Genomic DNA, 24983 nt, shown 5'->3' with positions numbered 1-24983 from the left:
GTGGACAGGGGGCGGGGCGGGCGGCCCGTCAGGTCCTCGACGGCCGCCGTGGTCGTCGCCCAGCGGCCGTCCTCGGCTTCGGCCATCAGCTCGGCCAGGTCGCGGGCGTGCGGTTGTGGGACGCCCTGCCGTTCCAGGTGCGCGGCCATCTCCGGCACGGGCAGATCCACGTAGCGGACCGGGCGGCCGAGCGCCGCGCTGATCTGCTCGGCGATCTGGTCGTGCGACGGCGACTCGGGACCGGTGAGCACGTAGTCGCGGTCCGCGCCGACCGGGCGGGTCAGCAGCGCCGCCGCCACCTCGGCGATGTCCCTGGTGTCGATGTAGTTGACCTGAGCGGAGCCGTACGAGCCGTAGAAGCGGCCCTCCTGCACGTCCCGCGGCAGGTTCTGCATGAATCCGGTCGGCTGCAGGATCGACCACGGCACGCCGGACTTCCTGAGGTGAGCGTCGACCGCGCCGTGCATGCCGGTGCCCAGCTTCGCGCCCGGCGCGGCATCCCGTACGGAGATCGCGACGATCTGCGCCACGCCCACACGCGCGGCCAGGTCGATGACCGCGCGGTGGGCGTCGACGAAGCCAGGCCAGAGCGAGCTGTTGAGGAACAGGCGGTCGCCCGGCGACAGCAGCCTGCCGATCGTGTCGGGCTCGTCGAAGTCGCCGAGCGCGTAGTCGCAGCCCAGGTCGTCGGCGGGCCGCCGGACCACGGCGAGAACGTCGCGGCCGTGCAGCCGTTCGATGAGCGCTCGGCCGATGGAGCCGGTGGCGCCGGTTATCACGATCATTTTGACTCCCTAAGTGGACGATAAGATTCCGGTTATGTGGACGGTACACTAACCGGAATTGGATCGTCCACTTGGAGGTCGAACGTGCGGGCGGATGCCAGGCGGAACCTCGACAAGATCGTCGCGGCGGCCGCCGAGGTCGTGGCCGAGCGCGGCGTCAACGTGCCCATGGAGGCCATCGCCAAGCGCGCCGGGGTCGGCGTCGGCACGCTCTACCGCCGCTTCCCCGACCGGCACGCCCTGATCGCGGCCGTCGGCGACCACTACATCCACACCATGGCGGACGCCCTGGACGAGGCCGCGAAGAGCACGACCGACGCCTGGAGCGCGATCGAGGAGTTCGTCTCCTGGGTCGCCGCGCCCGGCCGGGCAGCCCTGGCCACGGCGCTGGCCGAGCTGCCCGAGGAGGCGATCGTCGACCGGGCCGAGTTCGCGCGGGCGCGGGAGGGGTGGGTGGAGCGGTTCGACGCTCTCGTACGCAGGGCGCAGGCGGAGGGCTCGATGCGCGCGGACGTCGGCGTGGACGACCTCATCCATCTTCTGAACGTCTTCACCTGTCATCCCGACGCGCTGCCCGGGCCCGTGGCGGCAAGCCCTGGGAAATACCTGCGTCTGATGCTCGACGGCATGAAGGCCACCGCGGCGACGCCGTTGCCCGATGTGCCCTCGTGACCGTTTCGATGGGTTGAGACGATTCAAAACAATCTTGAATGCCGCTATGATGAGCGAGTTCACGGCGGGCCGCGTACGGCGGTGCGCCGCATTTAGCCGATTTTTCACCTGCGGCGGGTCGCGTTCGGCGGACCGCCGACGTAGCGACTTATGCCTTTACAGCAGCACGGCCTCGTGAGGATCGATGGCGACCAGGAACATCAAAGAGGTCGCGCAGCTGGCGCGCGTCTCTGTGGGCACGGTGAGCAATGTGCTCAACCGCCCGGAGATCGTGTCCCCCGCCACACGCGAACGCGTCTTCGAAGCGATCAAGAAGCTGGGCTTCGTCCGCAATGAGGTGGCCCGCCACCTGCGGGTGGGCCGCAGCCGGACGGTCGGGCTCGTCGTGCTCGACGTGTCCAACCCGTTCTTCGTGGACGTGGCCCAGGGCGCCGAGTCGGTGGCCGAGGACAATGACACGATGGTGGTGCTGTGCAACAGCGCCGGCGACCCCGGCCGCGAGCGCCGCCACCTCGACCAGCTCGAACAGCAGCGGGTGATGGGCATACTGATCACGCCGGTCGAGATGGAGACCTCCTGGCTGGAGGAGCTGATCGCCAGGGGCACGCCCGTGGTGCTGGTCGACAGCCCGGCCACCGGGCTGCAGTGCTCGGTGGCGGTCGACGACCGGCTCGGCGGGCAGATCGCCGGCGCTCACCTCATTGAACGGGGGCATCGGCGGATCATGTTCGTCGGCGGGCCGCCGTCCATCAGACAGGTCGCCGACCGGCACGCGGGCGTCACCAGCGCCGTCGCCGCCGCCGACGGCGCCGTCGAGCTGGTCACCTCCATCGCGCCTGCGCTGACCGTCGCCGAAGGGCGGGCCATCGGGGAGCGCGTGGCGGCGCTTCCTCCCGACGAGCGGCCCACGGCGGCCTTCTGCGCCAACGACATGATGGCGCTCGGTTTCTTACAGGCGATGGCCTCACACGGGCTGCGCGTGCCCGAGGACCTGGCCATCATCGGATACGACGACATCGATTTCGCCGCGGCCGCCGCGGTGCCCTTGTCCTCGATACGGCAGCCGCGCGACCTGCTCGGGCGTACGGCCATCGACCTGCTGCTCGAGGAGGTCGCCGAGCCCGAGCAGCATCGCCACAGACAGGTGATCTTCCAGCCTGACCTGGTGATTCGCGAGTCCAGCGCCCCGCGTCGCGAGCCCTGAGAGGCTGGGCCGATCGCTCCTGACCGGGGCGTGCCGGTGCCCGGCTCAACCCCGTGCCGGGCACCGTGCGTGTTGCGCCGCCCCCCGCCGCACGCCTCCTCGCCAATCCACCGAGCGGCGAGCGCAGCGTGCCTCGCCGTGATCACCGAAGGAGTTTCCTTCCTTGACCGAGCTCTACCGCAATCCCCTGGCCTCCCCCGAGGACCTGGCCGGCTTCCGGATGGAGGGCGACGGCGCCGTGTCGTTCCCGCAGGGCCGGATGCGCCTGGAGAGCCTCAGGCCGCCGTCCGACGGGCAGGCGGCCAACCTGGTGCTGTGGTGTCCCGAGGAGTTCCCCGCCGACGTGCGCGTCGAGTGGGACTTCTGGCCGGTCAGGGAGCCGGGCCTGGCCATCATGTTCTTCCACGCCCGCGGCGGGAACGGCGAGGACCTGTTCGACCCTGCCCTGGCCGAGCGCGCCGGCCCGTACGACCAGTACCACCACGGCGACATCGACGCCTACCACGTCTCCTACTTCCGCCGCATGTGGGCCTCCGAGCGCGCCCTGCACACCTGCAACCTGCGCAAGAGCCACGGGTTCCACCTGGTCGCGCAGGGCCCCGACCCGCTTCCGGCGGTGCTCGACGCCGAGGGCCCCTACGCGGTCCGGCTCGACGTCAAGGGGTCGGAGATCACCTTCTCAATCAACGATTTGGTCTCGTTCCGCTGGCAGGACGACGGCTCGATCGGCGGCCCTGCCCTGGCAGGAGGCAAGATCGGGTTCCGGCAGATGGCCCCGTTGATCGGAGAGTACGGAAATCTCCGGGTATCTCGTCATTGACTTTGAGTCGATTCAACACTAATTTCACACCAACCGCCGTTCACTCGCTTGTAATCGGGCAGGAACCACGGTGCAACAACCCACCCCCGTATCCGTGCACATGCCACGAGAAGGTGGTGCCGGATGAACCATCCCGCCATGTCGTTCAGGATTCAAGCTGCCTGTTCAGAGCTCATCTGGGCAGTTCAGCTGAACCTGATGTGGATCGTCTTCACCCTCGCGGGAGGCGTGATCCTCGGGCTCGGGCCCGCCACTGCAGCCGCCTACACGCTGGCTCGGAGGCATGCTCGGAATGAAACGTTTCAGGCCTGGACCGAATTCTGGACCGTCTACCGACGGGAGTTCGTCCGCGCCTCGCTGGTCGTCCTGCCGATGGCGCTGCTCGCCACCGTCCTGATCGGCAACTACCTGTACTTCGCCGCCCAAGGTCCGGGATCGGGCGCGCTGCGGATCGCGACGTTCGTGGCGCTGCTCCTCCTGGCCACGGTCGGGGCGTACATAGGGCCGCTGTACGCGCACTACGAGCTGCCGCTCTGGGCTTACATCCCCAAGGCGTCGCTCCTCGCGTTGACCCGGCCGGCCTCCACCGTCCTGTTGCTGTTCGCGCTCTGGGCGATCGCGACCGCGACCGCGACGGTGCCCGTTCTCGCGCTGATCATCAGCGCCGGTGCGTGGATCTATATCAACACGTGGCTCTGCCTGCGCTTCTTCGAGGAGAACGAGGCGCGCCTGCATTTGAAAGGGAACTCATGAGCGCATCCCGTCGTCGCCGGCTCCTCGCCGGTGTGTTAACGCTAGCGGTGGCCCTCACTGCCACGGCATGCTCCGGCGGCAGTGAGGGGGGTGAGGCGGACGCCAACACGCTGACCATGATGGTCCCGCTGTTCGGCACCGCCCCCGATCCCAAGGGAGAGATCCAGCAGGCGGTCGAGAAGCTCATCGGCAAGAAGCTCAACATCACCTGGGTGCCCAACGCCGACTACAACGAGAAGACCAACGTCACGCTGGCGTCCAGCTCGCTCCCCGACGTCATGGTCATTCAGGACAACAAGGGCCCGTCGTTCGTCAAGTCTGCCGAGGCCGGGGCTTTCTGGGACCTGACCGACAAGCTGGACAAGTATCCGAACCTGAAGGCGAAGTCCGAGCAGGCCTTCATCAACTCCAAGACCAACGGCAAGAACTACGGCGTCTACCGGGTCCGCCCCCTGCTGCGCTCCGCCATCATGATCCGCAGGGACTGGCTGGAGAAGCTGAACCTGAAGATGCCGGAGACCACCGACGACCTCTACGAGATCGCCAAGGCGTTCACCGAGAAGGACCCGGACGGCAACGGCAAGAAGGACACCTACGGCCTGATCCTGCCGAAGTGGCCCGGCGTCAACTTCTCGGCCTCCAGCCCGTACAACGTCATGGACGTCTGGTTCGGCACCCCCAACAACTACGGCATGCGGGACGGCAAGCTCGTCCCCGAGTTCGACGTGCCGGAGTTCTGGGAGGCCCAGAAGTACATCAAGAGGTTCATCGACGAGGGCCTGACCAACCCCGACTGGGCCACCCTGGACACCGCCAAGTGGGATGACCCGTTCATCCAGGGCAAGGGCGGCATCACCATCGACGTCAACGTCCGGGCCGGCGCGCTCTTCGACAAGTTCAAGGAGCTCGACGCCAAGACGTACGACCAGAAGGTCACGATGGCCGGTAACCTCAGCCGGCCCGACGGGAAGAAGTTCTCCTACCCGTTCACCGGCTACAACGGCATCGTCGCGGTCTCCAAGCAGAAGATCCGGACCGAGCAGCAGCTCGACGAGGTGCTGAAGGTCCTGGACAAGCTGGCCTCCAAGGAGGGCGCGATCCTGGTGAACAACGGGATCGAGGGACGCAACTTCAAGGTCGAGAACGGCTTCGCCGTCAAGCTCAACGACCAGGACCCGGCGATGAAGGTCATCGCCAACGACGTGGAGAAGGCCTTCATCCAGCTCGGCATGACCTCCAGCGTCGGCGTGGCCGGCGAGGCCTACGAGTGGGCGCGCCCGAGCGAGGCCGAGAAGGAGTGGATCAAGCGGCGTGACGAGCTGATGGAGCTGGACCTGCAGACCGCGGTGCACGACCCGTCGCTGCCGGTGATCGCTGTCACCCAGGTCGAGAAGGGCGCCACCCTCAACCCGATCGTCACCGACGGCCGCATCAAGTACCTCGCCGGTGAGATCACCGAGGAGCAGTACAAGGCCGAGATCAAGCGCTGGTACGACAGCGGCGGTACGCAGATCCTCAGCGAGCTGCAGGCCGGAATCGCCAAGCTCGGCCTCAACTGAGCCGACACGACCTGGAGGGGCCCGGGCGCGATCCCGGGCCCTTCCCCGCGAAAGGAGGCCTTCGTGGCCACCGACCTGGCGCCGCCGGCCACGAAGGCGGCCCCCAAGGGTAAGAGGCGCAGGCCGGGCAGGGTGACGGTCCGTTCGGCGCTGCAGCGCTACCGCTGGCTCTATCTGATGATTTTGCCCGGTCTGATCTACTTTGCGGTGTTCAAGTACGCGCCGATGTACGGCCTGACCATCGCTTTCCAGGACTTCGTGCCGTTCCTCGGCTACGCCGACAGCCCCTGGGTCGGCCTGAAGCACTTCGAGGATCTGTTCACCGGGCCCGACTTCAGCCGCCTGCTCTTCAACACCCTCTTCCTCGCGCTGCTGACGGCGATCTTCGTCTTCCCTGCTCCGATCATCATCGCGCTGCTGCTGAACGAGCTGCGGATCAACGTCTACAAGCGCTACGTCCAGTCGCTGATCTACATCCCGCACTTCCTGTCCTGGACGATCGTCTTCTCGCTGACGTACATCCTGTTCTCGGTGGACTTCGGCGTGATCGCGAGCTGGATCCACACCCTGACCGGCGGCGGCGCCAAGGCCGACTACATGGCGCAGTCGGAGTGGTTCCGGCCGCTGGTCATCATGCAGCTGCTGTGGAAGACGTCCGGATGGGGAACGATCATCTACCTGGCCGCGCTGGCCGGCGTGGACTCGCAGCTGTACGAGGCGGCCCGCATGGACGGCGCCGGGCGCTTGCGGCAGTTCTGGCACGTCACGCTGCCCGCCATCCGGCCCACGATCGTGGTCATGGCGATCCTGACCTCCGGAAACCTGCTCGACCAGAGCTTCGAGCAGATCTGGCTGCTCACCAACTCACTCAACCGCTCCGTCGCGGACGTGTTCGACACCTTCGTCTACTACGTCGGTGTCACTCAGGGCGGCTACAGCTATGCCACCGCGGTCGGCCTGTTCAAGGGCGTGGCGGGGGTCGTCCTGATCTTCGGCTCCAACTGGCTGGCCAAGCGCATGGGCCAGCGGGGACTGTTCTAGGGAGCGAGGGATCATGTCGATCAAGCAGCAAGACACACTCGGCGGCCGGATCTTCGACGTGTTCAACGTCATCGTGCTCGGCGCGCTGGCGCTGATCACCATTCTGCCGCTCTTCTACGTCCTCGCGGGGTCGTTCGCCACCGAAGGGGAGATCTCGGCGCGGCCGTTCTTCCTGTGGCCGGAGAAGTTCGTCACCAGCACCTACGAGTACATCTTCGCCAACGACACGATGCTGCGGGCGATGATCACCACCATCATCGTGACCGCGGTGGGCACGGTGCTTCAGCTCACGCTGACGTTGACCATGGCCTACCCGCTGGCCAAGCGATACCTGCCGGGCCGCACCCTGGTGCTGAACCTGGTCATCTTCACGCTGGTCTTCGGCGGGGGCATCGTCCCGACCTACCTCGTGGTGCGCGACCTGGGGATGCTCGACAGCTACTGGGCGCTGATCCTGCCGCTGGCGATCAACCCGTTCTATCTGATCATCGTGAAGTCGTTCTTCCAGGAGCTGCCGCAGGCGCTGGAGGAGGCGGCGCGCATCGACGGGTGCTCGGAGATGGGCGTCTTCTTCAAGATCGTCCTGCCCCTCTCCAAGCCGATCATCGCGACGTTCTCGCTGTTCTACGCCGTGGGCATCTGGAACGACTACATGTCGCCGTTGTTGTACATCAACGACAACCAGAAGTGGACGCTGCAGGTACTGGTGCGGCAGCTCACGAGCCCCGACGCGGCCAACGCCATCGGCGCGATCGAGACGGCCTTCTTCCCTGTGCAGGGGCTGAAGTTCGCCGTCGTGGTGATCGCGACGCTGCCGATCCTGTTCTTCTACCCGTTCCTGCAGAAGCACTTCGCCAAGGGCGTGCTGATCGGGTCGGTCAAGGAATGACGCGCACGGTCCTGCTGGCGGGGGACTCGACGGTCGCCTCCTGCCCGGCGTTCGAAGCGCCGATGTCGGGCTGGGGGGCGCAGCTCGGCGCGTACGCCGGCGGGCCGGTGCGCAACTTCGCCAAGGGCGGCGCCACCACGGCCAGCCACCGTGCCGAGGGCCTGTGGGCGGCGCTGCTGCGCGAGGTCGTGCCCAGCGACCTGGTGGTGATCCAGTTCGGGCACAACGACCAGAAGGATCCAGGTCTGCCGTACCAGGAGAACCTGCGCGCCTTCGTGGAGGAGGCGCGCGGGGCCGGGGCGCGGCCCGTCCTGTGCACGCCGGTGCAGCGGCGCCGATGGGAGGGCGAGCGGCTGGTCCCCACACACGGCGACTACCCCGAACGGGTCCGTGCGCTGGCCGTCGCCGAGGACGTGCCGCTCATCGACCTGACCACCGCCACCACCGAGCTGTACGAGCGGCTCGGCCCGGAGGGGTCCACGACCCTGTTCACGCACTTCCCGCCCGGCGTGCACCCGCTCTACCCGGACGGGATCGCCGATGACACCCACTTCTGCTTCCGCGGCGCCGACGAGGTGGCGAGGATCGTCGCGGAGCGGCTGAAGGAGATCGCATGACAGCACTGCGCTGGCTGGACCGGCCGGGGGAGCAGGGGGTGACCTGGGGAGTCCCGTGGCCGCGCGGAGCGGTCGAGCGGGGCACGCCGTTCGCGCTGACCGGCGCGGACGGCGGCGAGGTGCCCGTGCAGAGCTGGGTGACCGCCACCTGGCCGGACGGCTCGGTCAAGTGGTCGGCCCACGCCATCGGCGCCCAGCCCGGGCCCGCGGAGACGTACCGGCTCGAACCGGGCCGCGGGCCGGCCGCGCCCGCCACGCCCGTCACCGTCGCCCGCGAGGGCGGCGTGCTGACCGTCGGCACCGGCGTGGTCACCTGGACGATCGAGGAGGCGGGCGGCACGCTGGCCCGGTCGATCTCACGCGGGAGCCGTGAGATCGCCAGGGACGTCCGCCTGGTGAGCCTGCGCCAGGGCGAGCCCACCCCCGACGAGGGCGGTCCGGTGGCCCGCGAGCAGGCCACGGGCCTGGTCGAGCGGGTCACGGTCGAGCAGGACGGCCCCGTGCGCGCCGTGGTGCGCCTGGAGGGCCGGCACGGCGACTGGCTGCCGTTCACCGTCCGCCTGTACTTCTACGCCGGCGCCGAGGACGTGCGCGTCATGCACACGTTCGTCTGGGACGGCGACCCCGAGCGGGACTTCCTGGCCGGGCTCGGCCTGCGTGCCGACGTGGTCATGCGCGACGAGCCGCACGACAGGCACATCAGGCTGGCCGGCTCCGAGGGCTTCCTCACGGGCTTTCTCACTGAGGCCGTGCGCGGCCTGACCGGGCTGCGCCGCGACCCCGGCGAGTCCGTACGCAGGGCACAGGTCGCGGGCAAGCCGTGCGGTGCGATCGACCCCGAAGTCGGCAACCGGTTGCACCTCATCCCCGCCTGGAACGACTACACGCTCGACCAGGGCTCCGCCGACGGCTTCACGCTGCGCAAACGCACCGCCGACGGCCACGCGTGGGTGACGATCCCGTCGGGCACCCGCTCGGCCGGGTACGGTTACCTCGGCGGCGTGAGCGGCGGCCTCGGCTTCGGGCTGCGCGACTTCTGGCGCCTGCACCCGACGCGCCTGGACATCAGGAACGCGGCCACCGGCCTGGCCACCGCGACCGTCTGGCTGTGGTCGCCGTCCGCGCCCGCCATGGACCTTCGCTTCTACCACGACGGCATGGGCCAGGACACCTTCGCCGAGCAGCTCGAGGGCCTGGAGATCACGTACGAGGACTACGAGCCCGGGTTCGGCGACGCCCACGGCGTGGCGCGTTCCCACGAGCTGACCCTGCGCGCCTGCGACACCACGCCCTCCTCGCCGGACCTGGCCGCCTACGCGGCCGCGATGAACGCGCCGGGACTGCTGGCCGCGTCCCCCGAGCGGGTGCGGGAGGCCGGCGTGTTCGGCGTCTGGGAGCTGCCCGACCGCTCCACGCCCGCGCACGCGAAGATCGAGGACCGGCTGGACTTCCTGTTCGAGCTGTACGTGCGGGAGCGCGAGCAGCGCAGGTGGTACGGGTTCTGGGACTACGGCGACGTCATGCACACCTACGACCAGGACCGGCACACCTGGCGCTACGACGTGGGCGGCTACGCCTGGGACAACTCCGAGCTGTCACCCGACCTGTGGCTGTGGCTGCAGTATCTGCGCACCGGGCGGGCCGACGTCTTCCGCTTCGCCGAGGCCATGACCCGGCACACCGGCGAGGTCGACGTCTACCACCTCGGCCGCTGGAAGGGCCTGGGCAGCCGGCACAACGTGCAGCACTGGGGGTGCAGCTGCAAGCAACTGCGCATCTCCAACGCCGCCTACCGGCGCTTCTACTACTACCTGACCGCCGACGAGCGCACCGGCGACCTGATGGACGAGCTCAGCGTGCCCGAGGAGACGTTCACGGTGATCGACCCCACGCGCAAGGTGCGCGAGGACGTCTACACCCCGGATCCGGCGGCGCTGTCGGTCGGGCTCGGCACCGACTGGGGGTCGCTCGCGGCGGCCTGGCTGACCCGGTGGGAGCGGCACGGCGACGAGCGGGCCAGAGACCGGTTGCTGGGCACGATGGCCGACATCGGGGCGCTGCCGAACGGCTTCCTGACCGGCGAGGCCCGGCTGAACCTGGCGACGGGCCGGTTCGACACCTCGCGGGACAAGATCTCGGTCTCGCACCTGTCCTCCCTGTTCGGGCTGCCGGAGATCTGCGCGGAGCTGATCGCGCTCCGGCTGGACGCGCCCGGGTTCGAGCGGGCGTGGCTGGACTACTGCCGCCTCTACCTGGCCACTCCCGAGCAGCAGGAGGCGGAGGTGGGGGAGCGGCTGTCCGGGATCTCGCTGATCCAGGCGCACAGCAGGCTCACCGCGTACGCGGCCGCCCGGATGGGCGACGCGGAGCTGGCCGCGTGGGCGTGGCGGAAGTTCGACCTCGACGAGGGCGACCAGCTCAACAGCAACCCGATGCAGCGGCAGCGGGACTGGCACTTGACCGTGGTGGACGGGCCGGAGGTGCTGTCGCCGGTGCGGGAGGCGCCGTTCGTCAGCACCAACGGGGCCGCGCAGTTCGGCCTGGCCGCCATCCACAACCTCGCGCTGATCGGCGAGCACCTGGCGGAACGTTAACCAGAGGTGAGCCCCCTTCATGGGGGCCTACACTGATCGGTATGCATACTCCCGATTGATCGGCGTCGCCACGCCCTAACCCTCGTTTCCTAGCTCGGGAGTGTCCGCCACTATGATCATCGCCAATGATATCGAGCTGCGCGCAGGTGCGCGCCTGCTCATCGAAAAAGCCTCGTTCCGGGTCAATCCGGGCGACAAGATAGGGCTTGTCGGCCGCAACGGCGCCGGCAAGACGACGCTGACCAAGGTGCTGGCGGGCGAGGCCCTGCCCGCCGCCGGCTCCGTCACCACCAGCGGCAGTGTGGGTTACCTGCCGCAGGATCCGCGCACCGGCGACCTGCAGGTGCTGGCGCGCGACCGCATCCTGTCCGCGCGGGGACTCGACGAGGTCCTGCGCAAGCTGCGCGCGGCGGAGGTCGGCATGTCCTCGGCCGACGAGCGCACCCGCGAGAAGGCGGTCAGGCAGTACGGCCGGCTCGAGGACCAGATGCACGTGCTGGGCGGCTACTCGGCCGAGTCCGAGGCCGCCTCCATCGCCTCCAGTCTCGGCCTGCCCGACAGGGTGCTGACCCAGTCGTTGCAAACGCTTTCCGGGGGTCAGCGCAGGCGCGTGGAATTGGCGCGAATTCTTTTCAGCGGTGCGGAAACCCTCCTTCTCGACGAGCCGACAAACCACCTAGATGCGGACTCAATCGGGTGGCTTCGTGATTTTTTGCGGTCTCATCAAGGTGGCTTGGTGATCATCAGCCACGACGTCGGCCTTCTTGAAGCCACGGTCAACAAGGTCCTGCACCTGGACGCCAACCGGTCGGCGGTCGACCACTACAACGTCGGCTGGAAGGTCTACCTCGCCCAGCGCGAGACCGACGAGAAGCGCAGGAAGCGCGAGCGCGCCAACGCCGAGAAGCAGGCCGGAGCGCTGCTGGCGCAGGCCGACAAGATGCGCGCCAAGGCCACCAAGGCGAAGGCGGCCCAGGACATGATGCGCCGTGCGCACCGGTTGCTGTCGGGCACCGAGGAGGAGCGCCAGAGCGACAAGGTCGCCCGGCTGCGTTTCCCCGAGCCGCAGCCGTGCGGGCGCACCCCGCTCATGGCCGAGGGCCTGTCCAAGTCGTACGGGTCGCTGGAGGTCTTCACCGACGTCGACGTGGCCATCGACCGAGGTCACCGGGTCGTCATCCTCGGCCTCAACGGCGCCGGCAAGACCACGCTGCTGCGCCTGCTCGGCGGCATCGAAGTGCCCGACACCGGCGAGATCAGGCCCGGCCACGGCCTCAAGGTCGGTTACTACGCCCAGGAGCACGAGACTCTCGACGCCGGCCGGACCCTGCTGGAGAACATGCGATCGGCCGGCGGCGAGTTCACCGACACCGAGTTGCGCAAGGTGCTCGGCTCGTTCCTGTTCACCGGCGACGACGTCGACAAGCCTGCCGGGGTGCTGTCCGGCGGTGAGAAGACCCGCCTCGCGCTGGCCATGCTGGTCCTCTCCAGCGCCAACGTCCTCCTCCTCGACGAGCCCACGAACAACCTCGATCCGGTCAGCCGGGAGCAAGTTCTCACCGCTCTGAGGTCGTATTCAGGAGCAATCGTCCTAGTCACACATGACGAGGGTGCCGTTGACGCCCTGTCACCGGATAGGGTGATCTTGCTACCGGACGGAACTGAAGACGCATGGAGCGACGAATTTTCCGATCTTGTGGCACTTGCCTGATCTTAATTTGAGTGGGTACGGATCTTTTCCCGTGGAGTAGGTAGCCGATCCCGCTGAAATGACTGATCATGGCGGAGTAACGCTGCGGAAGTCCGGCACTACAGGAGGTACTCGTGGCCGAGACACTGAAGAAGGGCACCCGGGTCACCGGGGCCGACCGGGAAAAACTGGCCGGCGATCTCAAGAAGCGCTACGCCCAGGGCGAGAGCATTCGCGCGCTGGCTGCTTCGACCGGTCGGTCTTACGGGTTCATCCACCGCATCCTTAGCGAGTCCGGTGTGACTCTGCGCGGGCGCGGCGGGGCGACTCGAGGCAAGTCCAAGCGCTGACGGCCGCCTCGGAACGTGCGACCGCAGCCGCCCGTCCCTAGTCAGCCACCGTCGCGCCCGGGCCCAGAATCATATTCTGTAGGCTCGGGCGCGACGGTCAGCATCGGAGGGAGCGGGCGATGGCGGAAGCACAGGCGCGACAGCGTGGGGGGTACGCGGAGGACGTCTCTGCCGAGAGATTGGCCGAGATCGGGCTCCGATTCGAGGTGGACGGTGAGATAGCGACGATCACGCTGGACCGGCCGGAAAAGCGCAACGCACAAACGTTCGCGACATGGTCGGCACTGGCTCGCATCGGCGAGAGCCTGCCCGAGCAGGTGCGCGTCGTCGTCGTGAAAGGTGAGGGACCGTCCTTCTCGGCAGGGATCGACCTGCGAATGTTCACAACTGAGGGGGTGCCCGGGCAGGGCTCGTTCAACTCGGCGGCCGCGAGCGAGGGCGCGGACCTCGAGCAACGCGTCAGGCAGGCCCAGGCGGGATTCCTGTGGCTGCGCCGCCCGGAGATCGTCTCGATCGCCGCAGTGCATGGGCACGCCGTCGGCGCGGGGTTCCAGCTCGCGCTGGCCTGCGATCTGCGGATCGTGGCGGATGATGTTTCGTTCTGTATGAAAGAGCCCGCACTGGGCCTGGTGCCCGACCTGACGGGGACCAAGCCCCTCGTCGAGCTGGTGGGCCTGGCCAAGGCGATCGACATCTGCCTGACCGCCAGGACCGTGCGCGCGGACGAGGCCATGCGGATCGGCCTCGCCGAGAAAGTGGTCGCCCGGGGCGACCTGGAGCAAGCCGTACAAGGCAAGATCGCGGAGCTGCTGTCGACCAACCGGGACGCGGCGGCCGCGACGAAACGACTCCTCCAGGGGGCGGGCTCACGCACCCTGGAGGAGCAGTGTGCGGCCGAGGGCCTGGAACAGGCCGGCCGCATCAAGGCCCTGTTCGGCTGAGCCGGCTCGGCCGCTCCGCTCCTTGGAGCGGCCGCGCGGCATCCATCGCCTGTCCGGGTTTCGCGGTGAGCTGATCCGGGAATCGGCGGGTGCCTCGGCGGCGCTGTCTCCGGGGAGGAGGTGGGATCCCCCGAATGGCGATGATGGGCGGGGGCTTCGGCCCCAATGTGATGAGGTCGCTGCGCCACGACGAGTCGGTGACCAAGCAGCGGCTGCGTCCCGGCACGGTCCGGCGCATCGCCCGGTACGCCCGGCCGCACACGAGGCAGATCGCGGCGTTCCTGGCGCTCGTCGTGCTGGGCGCGGTGATCGTGATCGCGAACCCGCTGCTGATGAAGGCGATCATCGACGACGGCATCCTGCCGAAGCAGACCGGGGTCGTGATCGGGCTGGCCGTGGCGATCGCCGTGCTGGCGCTGGTGGACGCCGGGCTGACGCTGGCGCAGCGGTGGTTCTCCTCGCGCATCGGCGAGGGGCTGATCTACGACCTGCGTACCGAGGTGTTCGACCACGTGCAGCGCATGCCGGTGGCGTTCTTCATGCGGGCGCAGACCGGCGCGCTGGTCAGCAGGCTCAACACCGACGTGATCGGCGCCCAGCGGGCGCTGACGAGCACGCTGTCGTCCGTGGTCTCCAACGTGGTCAGCCTGGTCCTGGTGCTGGGCGCCATGCTGGTGCTGTCGTGGCAGGTGACGCTGGTCGCGCTGGTGCTGCTGCCGGTCTTCATCGTGCCCGCCAAGTTCGTCGGCCGCCGCATGTCGGCGCTGACGCGCGAGCAGATGCAGCTCGACGCCGAGATGAGCTCGGTCACGACCGAGCGGTTCAACGTGGCCGGCGCCATGGTCGCCAAGCTGTACGGGCGCCCCGAGGACGACGCCGAGGTGTTCGGCAGGCGGGCGGCCAGGGTGCGCGACGTGGGCGTGACGGTCGGCATGTACGGCACCGTGTTCCGGGTCGCGCTCGGCCTGGTCGCGGCGCTGGCCACGGCCCTGGTGTACGGCATCGGCGGCGTCCTGTCGGTGTCCGGCGTCTTCGAGCTGGGCACGCTGGTGGCCCTGGCCGCGCTGCTGATGCGCCTCTACGGCCCCCTCACATCCCTGTCCAACGTGCACGTCGACGTGATGACCGCGCTCGTCAGCTTCGACCGCGTCTTCGAGATCCTCGACCTCAGGCCCATGGTGGCGGAGCGGGACGGGGCCGTGCCGGTGCCGGACGGCCCCGTGACGATCGAGTTCGACGACGTGCGCTTCCGCTATCCGGCCGCGGAGGAGGTCTCCCTGGCATCGCTGGAGTCGGTGGCCAGGCAGGACACAGGGCCCTCGCATCCCGTGCTGAAGGGCGTGTCGTTCACGGCCCGGCCCGGGCAGCTCATCGCCCTGGTCGGTCACTCGGGCGCGGGCAAGACGACGATCACCTCGCTCGTCTCCCGCCTCTACGACGTCAACGAGGGCGCCGTCCGGATCAACGGGCTGGACGTGCGCGACGCCACGCTCGCCTCGCTGCGCGACACCGTGGGCGTGGTCATGCAGGACGCCCATCTCTTCCATGACACGATCGGGGCCAACCTCCGCTATGCCAGGCCCGAGGCGACCGACGAGGAGATCTGGGAGGCTCTCAAGGCCGCGCAGATCGGCGATCTCGTCGAGGGCCTGCCCGAGCAGCTCGACACCGTCGTCGGCGACCGTGGCTACCGCCTGTCGGGCGGCGAGAAGCAGCGCCTGGCGCTGGCCAGGCTGCTGCTCAAGGCGCCGCGCGTGGTCGTGCTCGACGAGGCCACCGCGCACCTCGACTCCGAGTCCGAGGCGGCCGTGCAGGTGGCGCTGAAGACCGCGCTGGAGGGCCGTACGTCGCTCGTCATCGCGCACCGGCTGTCGACCATCAGGGAGGCCGACGAAATCCTCGTCGTGCACGACGGCCGCATCGCCGAGCGCGGCGGGCACGAGAAGCTGCTGGCCCGCGGCGGGCTCTACGCCGAGCTCTACCGCACCCAGTTCAACTCTTCGGATAGCCCAGCCGCTTGAGCTCCTCGCGCGCCACCTTCTCCACCAGCTCCAGATCGGCCGGCCGGAGCCGGGTCCGCCAGGAGCCGACCTTCGGGGCGCGGCCGTAGAGGGCGACCTTGGACACCCGCGTCTCCAGGAACTCCGTCAGCGTGGTCACCGCCTCGGCCGGCTTGAGCACCAGGTCCTCGTACCGGAGCGTCAGGAGCTGCCCCTCGGGCAGCGTCCTGCGCAGCTCGGCGCTCAGGCGTACGGCGCTGCGCCAGCGCAGGGCGCACTTGCCGGCCGCCGCCATGCCCTTCCACCGGTCGAGGTGCTCGTCCTTGTTGACGCCCAGGAACGCGTTGGGGAACTCGGTCTGCTCCGGCAGCATCGCCGGCCGGAACCAGGCCAGGCACGCCGGATCGGCCAGCATGTCGGCCGCCACGTCCCGGCCGTCGCGGATGAGCTGCACGAAACGGGCGTCGGGGAACGCCTGCAGCAGCACGGGAGCGCTGTAGATCAGGTCGGGGCTGCCGTCGCCGAACCTGGTGATCTCACCGGTGACCACGCAGGGCCCGGTGCCGGTGACGCCGCCCGCCTCCCTGCACGGCTCGGCGCACTCGCCGCAGGAGCGGGGCAGCACCTGCCACGATTCGGCGAGCGCGTCGCGCATGACGCGCACGGCCCCGGACGTGCGGCCGATGGACGGCTTGCGGGCGAAGGCGTACACCACGTGCGCCACGCACGCGCGGCCCATCGTCACGTGGAAGCCCGGGGAGCGTTTCAGGGCACGGGCCAGCAGGTCCGCGCCGGAATGCGGAGCTCCCAGCAGGAAGACCGGCCGGCGGACCTTGATGCCGTTGACCACGAGGATGTGGGGCGGAAGTCGCATACGGCACCCAAGTGTGACACCGTTTCCCACGTGAATGAGCCAATGCCGGTGTCGGTCCTTACCCGAGCGGGCATCTCACCCGATTCCGGCATCCCCGGCCACCGCGGGCCGCAGGGCGAGGCCGGCGCGAGAAGGTCATCGAGCCGCACGGCGCCCCGCACCGCGTCGGGCGCGTCCCCGGCGCTGACCGTGCGTCCGGCCGCCGGGCTCGCGTCCGCCCAGGAGATCATCGAAAGGAATTGATCGGTGCAGCAAGGTGACACCGTCGCGATCGTCTCGCCGTCGGGGCCGCCCGACGCCGCCCTGCTCGAGCGCGGCGTCGAGCGCCTGGAAGGCCTCGGGCTGAAGGTGGTGACCGGCGCTCACGTGCTCGACCGCCAGGAGCTCGACTACCTGGCGGGCGGCGACGCCGCCCGGGCCGCCGACCTGCAGGCCGCCTGGTGCGACCCGGCCGTCTCCGCGGTGTTCTGCTGCCGGGGCGGGTACGGCGCCGGCCGGCTCCTCGGCCTGCTCGACTGGGACGCCATGCGGGCGGCGGGCCCCAAGGTCCTCCTCGGGTCGAGCGACATCACGGCGCTGCACAACGCGTTCGCCATCGAGCTGGGCGTGCCCACGCTGCACGGCCCGATGCCGGCCTGCGACGTCATAGCCGGCGAGGAGTGTCCCGAGCCGCGTAGCTGGGAGAGCCTGCAGGCGGCCCTGTTCGGCACGGCCGGGCCGGTCCAGGGGGATCTGGTGCTGGCGCCGGGGCGGGCGGAGGGCGTGCTGTCCGGGGGCAACCTGTCGCTGCTGGCCTCCATGTGCGGCACTCGGTGGCAGCCGTCGTTCGCGGGCAAGATCGCGTTCCTGGAGGACGTGGGGGAGGAGCCGTACCGGATCGACCGCATGCTCACGCAGCTCCTGCAGGCGGGGGCGTTCGACGGGGTGCGCGGGATCGCGCTCGGGTCGTGGGTGGGCTGCGGGGACCCGTACCCCGTCCTGCGGGACCGGCTGGGGCCGCTCGGAGTGCCCATTCTGGCGGGACTTCCGGTGGGACACGGGTCACCCCAGATGACGGTGTGGCTGGGGAGATTTGGGGTTATCGATACCGAATCGTGCTCCCTAGCTGGCCCGATCCGCGAGGGGGACCGGGCAAGGTAGGAGGGACGAATCCGACAGAAAGGGACACGTCGCGTGAGCTTGTTCAGGCGGGACCGGGAGCCCGCACGCAGGCCCGCCGAGGACGTCGATCTCGACTCGCTGCTCGCGCTCGTCGCCGAGTCCCTCGGCTTCACCCACGACTTCGCCCGTGACGGCGCCTCCGTGACGCTCAATGGCGACACCACGCTGGTCGTCAAGCTGACCGGGCTGCGGCGCGAGGCCGGGCGCCGGGCCAGGGAGGACTGGCCCATGCTGGTCTCCGAGCACCTGGCCCATGCCGTCGCCACCGCCGGCGAGCGGCTGGACGTGTGCGATCTGGACCAGGCCGGGCCGCTGCTCCGCACCCGCGTGGAGGCCGTGGACGAGGTGGCCGACCCGAGCCGGGTGGTGGGCCGCCACCTCAACGCCGACCTGCTGGAGCTGCTCACCGTGGGCTCGCGCGCCGTCCGGCCCGAGGAGGCCGGCTGCTGGCCCGTTCCCACGGCGCAGGCGCTGGACCTGGCGGTCGCCAACGTCCGGCGGGAGGAGCGGCTGCCGGCGGAGGCCATCGACCTGTCGGGCACGCCGGTGACGCGGCTGACCGGGCCCAGCCCGTCGGCCGCCACCCACCTGCGGTGGCTGGGCGACTACCTGCCCGTGCCCCGGGACGGGGCGCTCGTGGCGCTGCCGGACCCGTACACGCTGCTCGTGCATCCGGTGGACGGGATCGCCGTGGTACGCGCCATCGAGCGGCTGCGTGTCCACGCGGCGCGCGCGGGCGGGCTCAGTGCGCAGGTCTACTGGTGGCACCAGGGGCGGCTGACGCTCATCAAGGCCGACATCGTCATGCACCACGGGCAGACCAGGCTCGTGGTCGCGCCGCCGCCGGAGTTCGCGCGGGTCCTGGCCCGCCTGGCCGTCTAGAGCGCCTGCGTCGAGCCGGTCGGCGTCGATGCCGGATTCGCGCCATCGCTCCGGCCTCCGGGAGGCTGTCCGTGACCTCACCAGCCGGCTCCCGGTCGCGGACGTGACCGGGAGCCGCCGCGCCCCGCTACCCGCGGCCGACGTAGTCGCGCAGGTGGATCGCCGTGAGCGAGGTCCCCGTCTCGACGAGCTCGCCCGGCGTGCCGGAGAAGACGACCTGGCCGCCGTCGTGCCCGGCCCCCGGGCCCAGGTCGATGATCCAGTCGGCGTGCGCCATCACGGCCTGGTGGTGCTCGATCACGATCACCGTGTTGCCGTCCTCGACCAGCCGGTCGAGCAGGCCCAGCAGCTGGTCCACGTCCGCCAGGTGCAGGCCGGTGGTCGGCTCGTCCAGCACGTACGTCGTGCCGTTCTTCGCCATGTGGATGGCCAGCTTGAGCCGCTGCCGCTCGCCGCCGGACAGCGTGGTCAGCGGCTGACCCAGACCCAGGTAGCCGAGCCCGACCGCGGACAGCCGCTCGAGGATCGTCCTGGCCTGGCCGGTGGTGAAGAACTCGCCGGCCTCGGCCACCGGCATGTCGAGCACCTCGCTGATGTTCTTGCCGCGCAGCGTGTACGTCAGCACCTCGGGCGTGAACCGCTTGCCCTCGCACTCCTCGCACACCGACGCCACCCCGGCCATCATCGCCAGATCGGTGTAGATCAGGCCGATGCCCTTGCAGGCCGGGCAGGCACCCTCGGAGTTGGCGCTGAACAGGCCCGGCTTGACCCCGTTGGCCTTGGCGAACGCCGCCCGGATCGGGTCGAGCAGCCCGGTGTAGGTGGCCGGGTTGCTCCTGCGCGAGCCGCGGATCGGCGACTGGTCGGCCACGACCATGCCCTCGCGCCCCGCGACGTACCCGTGGATCAGCGAGCTCTTGCCCGACCCGGCCACGCCGGTGACCACGGTGAGCACGCCGAGCGGGATGTCCACGCTCACGTTCCTGAGGTTGTGCAGGGTGGCGCCCGCGATCGGCAGCTGCCCCGTGGGCTTGCGCACGTGCTCGCGCAGGCGTACCCGGTGGCCGAGGTAGCGGCCGGTCAGCGTGCCTGAGGCGCGCAGCCCGTCCAGGTCGCCCGCATAGCAGAGCTGCCCGCCGGCCGTGCCCGCGCCCGGGCCGAGGTCGACCACATGGTCGGCGATCACGATCGTCTCCGGCTTGTGCTCGACCACGAGCACCGTGTTGCCCTTGTCGCGCAGCTGGAGCAGCAGGTTGTTCATCCGCTGGATGTCGTGCGGGTGCAGCCCGGCCGTGGGCTCGTCGAAGACGTAGGTGACGTCGGTGAGGCTGGAGTTGAGGTGCCGCACCATCTTCACCCGCTGCGCCTCGCCGCCCGACAGCGTGCCGGACTCGCGGTCCAGGCTCAGGTAGCCGAGGCCGATCTCGACCAGCGAGTCCAGCGTCGAGAGCAGCCCCTCCAGCACCGGGCCGACCCCCGGATCGCCGACGCCGCGGACGAAGCCGGCCAGGTCGTTGATCTGCATGGCCGAGCACTCGGCGATGTTCAGCCCGTCGATCCTGGCCGAGCGCGCCGCCTCGTTCAGCCGGGAGCCGCCGCAGGACGGGCAGACGTCGAGCTTGAGCGCCCGGTCGGCGAACGCCCGCGCCGACGGCTGCATCGACTCCCGGTCCTTGCCGAGGTAGGACCGCCTGACCTTGGGGACGAGACCTTCGTAGGTGAAGTTGTTCGTGCCGTACTTGAGTTTGGTCGCGGGCTTGTGGAGGAGGTCGTCCCACTGCTCGGGGGTGAAGTCCTTCAGCTTGACGGCGGGGTCGTACAGGCCGGAGCCGGACATGACCTGCCACTGCCAGGAGTCCACCGCGAACCCGGGGACCTTGATCGCCCCTTCGTTCAGCGACAGCTCCCTGTCGACCAGCGCGTCCACGTCGATCTCGGACGCCTTGCCCAGCCCCTCGCACTGCGGGCACATGCCCTCGGCCCTGTTGAAGCTGAAGGCGTAGGCCGGGCCGACGTGGGGGACGCCGATGCGGCTGAACATGATCCGCAGCATGGTGTGGGCGTCGGTGGCGGTGCCCACGGTGGAGCGGGGATTGGCGCCCATCCGCTCCTGGTCGACGATGATCGCCGCGCTGAGGTTGCTCAGCGCGTCCACGTCGGGGCGGGCCAGGCTCGGCATGAACGACTGGATGAACGCCGTGTAGGTCTCGTCGATCAGCCGCCGTGACTCCGCGGCGATCGTGTCGAAGACGAGCGAGGACTTTCCGGAGCCGGACACCCCGGTGAAGACGGTGAGGCGCCGCTTGGGAAGGTCGAGGGAGACGCCCTTGAGGTTGTTCTCGCGTGCGCCGCGGACCTGGATGAGATCATGGTTGTCGGCGGCGGTGTGATCGCGATGGTGCACGCTGCTTACCTGGTGGCTGGAGACCACGGAACCCTTCTATCGTGTGATTTTTTATGGTGTAAGCGGATAGAGCTGGGACAGCCTACAACGCCCCGGGTCCCCGCATTGTCGTACAGCGTACCGTACGCTATACGCCTCAAGGCTTCGCCCCGCGCTCACCTCGCGTACGCCGTCCCGTATCCCGCATGACCGATCTTGTCCAGGGTGAAGATGAACAGATGGCATGCGGTCGTGGCGTCGGCGGCTCTAGGGACGGCGCTCGCGGCCGTGCCGGGCGTGGCCGCGGCGGACCGGGGGCAGGCGTTCGACCTGCAGGCGCACCGGGGCGGGCTCGGGCTCGTGGTGGAGAGCTCCGTGGCGGCGTTCGCCAACGCGCTGGAGCTCGGGGTCAGCACGCTGGAGCTCGACGTGCAGATCACCGAGGACGGCCAGGCGGTCGTCACCCACGACAGGCGGATCAGCGCCAGGAAGTGCCGCGACACGGCGCCCGCCGTGCCGGGGGACCCCGAGTTCCCGTACGTCGGCAAGTGCGTCAACACGCTCACCCTGCGCCAGGTCAGGACCATGGACTGCGGGTCGCAGACGCTGGCCGAATTCCCCGGGCAGCGGGCCGTGCCCGGGGCGCCGATGGCCACCCTGCGTGAGGTGTTCGACCTGGTCGACCGGTATCGGGCGCACGGCGTCAAGCTCAACGTCGAGACCAAGGTCGAGGCGGGCGCGCCCAGCGAGACGGCGCCGCGGGAGCAGTTCGTCCAGGTGACGCTGCGCGAGATCCGCCGGGCCGGGATGCTGCGGCAGGTGACCGTCCAGAGCTTCGACTGGGGCGCCCTGATGCGGATGCGGGAGCTGGAGCCGCGGCTGCCGCTCGTCGCGCTCACCAACCGCGACTTCCTCCAGACCGGGCAGCCGGGCGCCTCGCCGTGGCTCGGCGGCATCGACGTCGACGACTTCGGCGGTGACCCGCTCAAGGCGGTCAAGTCGTTCGGGGCGGACGCGTTCTCGCCGGTGCACGGGTTCCCGCAGAACGGCAAGATCACCGATCCCGGCTACGTCCCGTACGTCACCAAGGACATGGTCGACCAGGCCCACGCACTGGGTCTGAAGGTGATCCCGTGGACGATCGACGACGAGCCGACGCTGAACAAGCTCATGGACGACGGCGTGGACGGGATCATCACCGACTACCCCGACCGGCTGCGCGCGGTCATGGCCCAGCGCGGGCTCAAGCCGCCCAGGCAGTACCGGCTCCACCAGGGCTAGGCCGCCGCCCCGGTCATGCAGGTGAGACCGGGGCACGGCGGCGGTCCCCGGAGGGGCGGTGCCGCCTCCGCCGGCCGTCAGGCGGACAGCGGGTTGGCGTGCCGGTGGTGCAGGCCGATGACCGGGATCTCGTGCAGGCTGCCCGAGTACAGGAACTGCGTCATGCCGATCAGCAGCCGCCGCACGTCCTCCTGCGGCCGCACCACCAGCCGCAGGAACTGGCTGGTCGTGCCCAGCTTGTTGCCGCACTCGCGGACGTACACGCCGTGCTCAGTGAGCAGGTGGTCGCGCAGCGGCACTCCGTCCTGCCCCGGCGGCAGCTTCACCAGCAGGAAGTTGCCCTGCGACGGCAGCACCTCCAGTCCCGGCATGGCGCTGAGCTGCTGGAACATCGCCCGCCTGTCGTTGTTCAGCCGCTGGAGGCTCTCGCGGTACGCGCCGCCGAACTGCTTCATCATGAACACGATGACCTCGGCGAACGAGTTGAGGTTCCACTTGGGCAACGCGTCGCGCACCCGGGCGGTCAGGGCCGGGTTGGCGACCATGTAGCCGAAGCGGACGCCGTGCAGGCCGAAGTTCTTGCCGAGGCTGCGCAGCACGATCACGTTGGGCCGGACCGCGGCCTCGTCCGCCACCCCCGGGTACGGCTCCGCGTCCACGAAGTCGCCGAAGGACTCGTCGACGATGACCAGGTCCAGGTCGATGAGCTCGTCCATCAGGCGGATGACCTCGTGCTTGGGCAGGTAGCCTCCGTCCGGGTTGTTGGGATTGCAGATCACCGCCACGCGGGAGCCGCGCATGCGGATGAACGAGACGTAGTCGCTCACGTCGAGGGTGAAGTTGCGGCTCTCCAGCAGCGGATACATGTCCACCCGCTTGCCGGTCTCCAGCGGCTGGTCGGTCCACCGGCCGAAGGTGGGGATCGGCACCGCCAGGCTCTCCCGTACCAGGAGGTGGTCGATCCAGGTGATCAGCTCGGTCGACCCGTTGCCCATGGCGACCGTCTGGGGGTGGAGCCCGAGCGTGGAGCAGAGCTCCGAGGTGATCGTGCCTGCGTCGCTCGGATAGAACTTCAGTATCGTCTCCAGATTCCTCCCGAGGTGCTCGAAGATGTCGGGCGTCGGGAAGTATGGGTTGCACGGAATGCAGAAATCCACTGGCGCGCGCTCTCCTGACGAGCTGCGCATCAGCGTGAAGTACGACGGGCTGTGGGCCTGTGTACGCAAGAGGCTGAGCTCCACGACACCTCCATGGAACCGTGTCCGATGTGTGTAGATACGCGCCGATGGAGGGAGCGGTTCATGAAAATGCGCTCTGTCCGATCTTGTCGGAGAAATGCCGGACGGTTCCGGTGTCGCGCGGGGTCCTGCTGACCGTGAGGATCGCCACGTCGTCGCGCGGGGCCGCCCCCGTGAAGTCCCGCACGTCGGCGCCCAGCGTCTCGGCGAATCTGGCGGGCGGGGCCAGGGCCCACGACCGCAGCCGCTCCTCCAGCGGGTAGAAAACGCCGCTGCGGTCGCGGGCCTCGGTGACGCCGTCGGTGCACAGCAGCAGCGTCGCCCCGTCAGGGAAGGGGAATCGCACGCTCCGGCGCGACGTCATGGCCAGCGTGGCCAGGCCGAGGGGCACGGCGGGCTCGCCGAGCTCCGCCTCCCGGGCGTCGCCGTCATGGATGACGTACGGCGCGAGGTGCCCGCAGTTGACCGCCTCCACCCCCAGCTGCCCGCTGATGCCCAGCACCAGGGCGGTGACCAGGCGCTCGGGCTCGCCGGTACGCGCGGCGAACGTGTTCTGCCTGGCCACGGCCGACTCCAGCGCCTGCACCACCCCGATGAGCGTGTCCTCCCGGTACGCCGCCTCCCTGAACGCCCCCAGCACCGCCAGCGCCGTGCCGATCGCGGGCAGCCCCTTGCCCTGCACGTCCGCGATCAGCACCCGGGTCCCGTACGGCGAGGCGGCCACCTCGTACATGTCGCCGCCCACCATCGCGTCCTCCTCCACCGGCTGGTAGAGCCCGTCCACGACCACGTCGGCGGTGCGCAGCGGCAGCGGGCGCACGATCTGCCGCTGCAGCGCGGCCGCCGCGGAGCGCAGCCGGTGCACCTCCTCCGCGCGCCGCACCCGGTAGCGGCACCCGAGCACGCTCACCAGCCCGAACATCGCCGTGAACCCGGCCGCCAGCAGGTTGTCGTCCAGGTCCGCGCCCAGGTGGGCCAGGGATCCCAGCACCACCAGCACGACCCACACCGACGCGACGGCCGTCTGCCACACGGCGCCGAGCCCCGAGACGATCGACGGCAGGAAGACCAGCAGCGGGAGCAGCCGCACGTCCGTCCTCGCGGCCATGTCCATCCCGACCACCAGCACGGTGACCCCGGCGAGCGCCACCGCGAACACCGGCGTCGAGAGAAGCGGCCACCCGCGCCGCCCGTCATCCGTCACGACCGCCCGCACCCCCCGTTGCCGCCGTCCGCCGTCGACCTGATC

Annotated in this window: 22 protein-coding genes; 17 read left to right on the top strand and 5 right to left on the bottom strand. The window is 69.5% G+C overall.

Annotated features, from left to right (window positions below; genetic code table 11):
- Positions 1-785 (bottom strand): NAD(P)H-binding protein (locus EJK15_RS34445; RefSeq protein ID WP_138714658.1); only part of this gene is annotated, 785 nt, incomplete at its 3' end.
- A gap of 84 nt (positions 786-869) precedes the next feature.
- Here EJK15_RS34445 and EJK15_RS34440 point away from each other — a divergent pair.
- From EJK15_RS34440 to EJK15_RS34380, 13 genes are all read left to right on the top strand, one after another.
- Positions 870-1457, top strand: coding sequence for a TetR/AcrR family transcriptional regulator (locus tag EJK15_RS34440; RefSeq protein WP_138714657.1), 588 nt, complete (start codon positions 870-872; stop codon positions 1455-1457).
- 184 nt (positions 1458-1641) lie between these two features.
- A complete protein-coding gene (locus EJK15_RS34435) occupies positions 1642-2661 on the top strand; it encodes a LacI family DNA-binding transcriptional regulator (RefSeq protein ID WP_138714656.1) in 1020 nt (339 codons plus the stop codon).
- A gap of 163 nt (positions 2662-2824) precedes the next feature.
- Positions 2825-3481 (top strand): DUF1961 family protein, encoded by a 657-nt coding sequence (locus EJK15_RS34430; protein WP_138714655.1) that lies wholly within the window; start codon positions 2825-2827, stop codon positions 3479-3481.
- 123 nt (positions 3482-3604) lie between these two features.
- Positions 3605-4234: a YesL family protein gene (locus EJK15_RS34425; RefSeq protein WP_338089905.1), complete on the top strand. Its 630-nt coding sequence runs from the start codon at positions 3605-3607 to the stop codon at positions 4232-4234.
- 116 nt (positions 4235-4350) lie between these two features.
- Positions 4351-5793, top strand: a complete 1443-nt coding sequence (locus EJK15_RS34420) for a type 2 periplasmic-binding domain-containing protein (protein WP_240777395.1) — start codon at positions 4351-4353, stop codon at positions 5791-5793.
- A gap of 63 nt (positions 5794-5856) precedes the next feature.
- A complete protein-coding gene (locus EJK15_RS34415) occupies positions 5857-6834 on the top strand; it encodes an ABC transporter permease (protein ID WP_206061261.1) in 978 nt (325 codons plus the stop codon).
- Positions 6835-6847: 13 nt separating this feature from the next.
- Positions 6848-7723 (top strand): carbohydrate ABC transporter permease, encoded by an 876-nt coding sequence (locus tag EJK15_RS34410; RefSeq protein WP_138714652.1) that lies wholly within the window; start codon positions 6848-6850, stop codon positions 7721-7723.
- Positions 7720-8340: a rhamnogalacturonan acetylesterase gene (locus EJK15_RS34405; protein ID WP_138714651.1), complete on the top strand. Its 621-nt coding sequence runs from the start codon at positions 7720-7722 to the stop codon at positions 8338-8340. The genes EJK15_RS34410 and EJK15_RS34405 overlap by 4 nt, the downstream gene beginning before the upstream one ends.
- The gene (locus EJK15_RS34400; protein ID WP_138714650.1) at positions 8337-10934 is read left to right on the top strand and encodes an exo-rhamnogalacturonan lyase family protein; all 2598 of its coding nucleotides are present in this window, start codon (positions 8337-8339) and stop codon (positions 10932-10934) included. Before EJK15_RS34405 ends, EJK15_RS34400 begins: the two co-directional genes overlap by 4 nt.
- 112 nt (positions 10935-11046) lie before the next feature.
- Positions 11047-12645, top strand: coding sequence for an ABC-F family ATP-binding cassette domain-containing protein (locus EJK15_RS34395; protein WP_138714649.1), 1599 nt, complete (start codon positions 11047-11049; stop codon positions 12643-12645).
- Between the two features lie 113 nt (positions 12646-12758).
- Entirely contained in the window at positions 12759-12974 is a 216-nt protein-coding gene (locus EJK15_RS34390) for a helix-turn-helix domain-containing protein (RefSeq protein WP_125642298.1), read from the top strand.
- Between the two features lie 119 nt (positions 12975-13093).
- Positions 13094-13915, top strand: a complete 822-nt coding sequence (locus EJK15_RS34385; protein ID WP_138714648.1) for an enoyl-CoA hydratase/isomerase family protein — start codon at positions 13094-13096, stop codon at positions 13913-13915.
- Positions 13916-14049: 134 nt separating this feature from the next.
- Complete coding sequence (locus EJK15_RS34380) at positions 14050-15936, top strand: ABC transporter ATP-binding protein (RefSeq protein WP_138714647.1); 1887 nt, start codon at positions 14050-14052, stop codon at positions 15934-15936.
- On the opposite strand, the gene EJK15_RS34375 is transcribed toward EJK15_RS34380, so the two are convergent.
- Positions 15908-16789, bottom strand: coding sequence for a sulfotransferase family protein (locus EJK15_RS34375; RefSeq protein WP_138714646.1), 882 nt, complete (start codon positions 16787-16789; stop codon positions 15908-15910). The two genes, EJK15_RS34380 and EJK15_RS34375, sit on opposite strands and share 29 nt — an antisense overlap.
- Before the next feature lie 30 nt (positions 16790-16819).
- Between EJK15_RS34375 and EJK15_RS34370 the strand changes: the two genes are divergently transcribed.
- Genes EJK15_RS34370 through EJK15_RS34360 form a run of 3 tightly spaced genes read left to right on the top strand, consistent with a single transcriptional unit; the run spans position 16820 to position 18832 of the window.
- Positions 16820-17032: a hypothetical protein gene (locus EJK15_RS34370; protein ID WP_138714645.1), complete on the top strand. Its 213-nt coding sequence runs from the start codon at positions 16820-16822 to the stop codon at positions 17030-17032.
- A gap of 3 nt (positions 17033-17035) precedes the next feature.
- Positions 17036-17929, top strand: a complete 894-nt coding sequence (locus EJK15_RS34365; protein WP_138714644.1) for a S66 peptidase family protein — start codon at positions 17036-17038, stop codon at positions 17927-17929.
- Between the two features lie 33 nt (positions 17930-17962).
- Positions 17963-18832 carry a hypothetical protein gene (locus EJK15_RS34360; protein WP_138714643.1) on the top strand — a complete coding sequence of 290 codons (870 nt, stop codon included), beginning with the start codon at positions 17963-17965 and terminating at the stop codon, positions 18830-18832.
- Between the two features lie 127 nt (positions 18833-18959).
- On the opposite strand, the gene EJK15_RS34355 is transcribed toward EJK15_RS34360, so the two are convergent.
- Positions 18960-21236 (bottom strand): ATP-binding cassette domain-containing protein, encoded by a 2277-nt coding sequence (locus EJK15_RS34355; RefSeq protein ID WP_138714642.1) that lies wholly within the window; start codon positions 21234-21236, stop codon positions 18960-18962.
- Positions 21237-21446: 210 nt separating this feature from the next.
- Here EJK15_RS34355 and EJK15_RS34350 point away from each other — a divergent pair, with 210 nt between their 5' ends.
- On the top strand, positions 21447-22496 hold the full coding sequence (locus EJK15_RS34350) for a glycerophosphodiester phosphodiesterase family protein (RefSeq protein WP_138714641.1): 1050 nt from the start codon (positions 21447-21449) through the stop codon (positions 22494-22496).
- 77 nt (positions 22497-22573) lie between these two features.
- Here EJK15_RS34350 and EJK15_RS34345 read toward each other — a convergent pair whose 3' ends face one another.
- Both EJK15_RS34345 and EJK15_RS34340 read right to left on the bottom strand, forming a co-directional pair.
- Positions 22574-23737 carry a pyridoxal phosphate-dependent aminotransferase gene (locus EJK15_RS34345; RefSeq protein ID WP_206061260.1) on the bottom strand — a complete coding sequence of 388 codons (1164 nt, stop codon included), beginning with the start codon at positions 23735-23737 and terminating at the stop codon, positions 22574-22576.
- Between the two features lie 58 nt (positions 23738-23795).
- The gene (locus EJK15_RS34340) at positions 23796-24938 is read right to left on the bottom strand and encodes a PP2C family protein-serine/threonine phosphatase (RefSeq protein ID WP_240777394.1); all 1143 of its coding nucleotides are present in this window, start codon (positions 24936-24938) and stop codon (positions 23796-23798) included.
- Between the last annotated feature and the right edge of the window lie 45 nt (positions 24939-24983).

Source organism: Nonomuraea basaltis (assembly GCF_005893125.1).
Taxonomy (GTDB): domain Bacteria; phylum Actinomycetota; class Actinomycetes; order Streptosporangiales; family Streptosporangiaceae; genus Nonomuraea; species Nonomuraea basaltis.
This window is presented reverse-complemented; position numbering and strand designations above follow the sequence as displayed.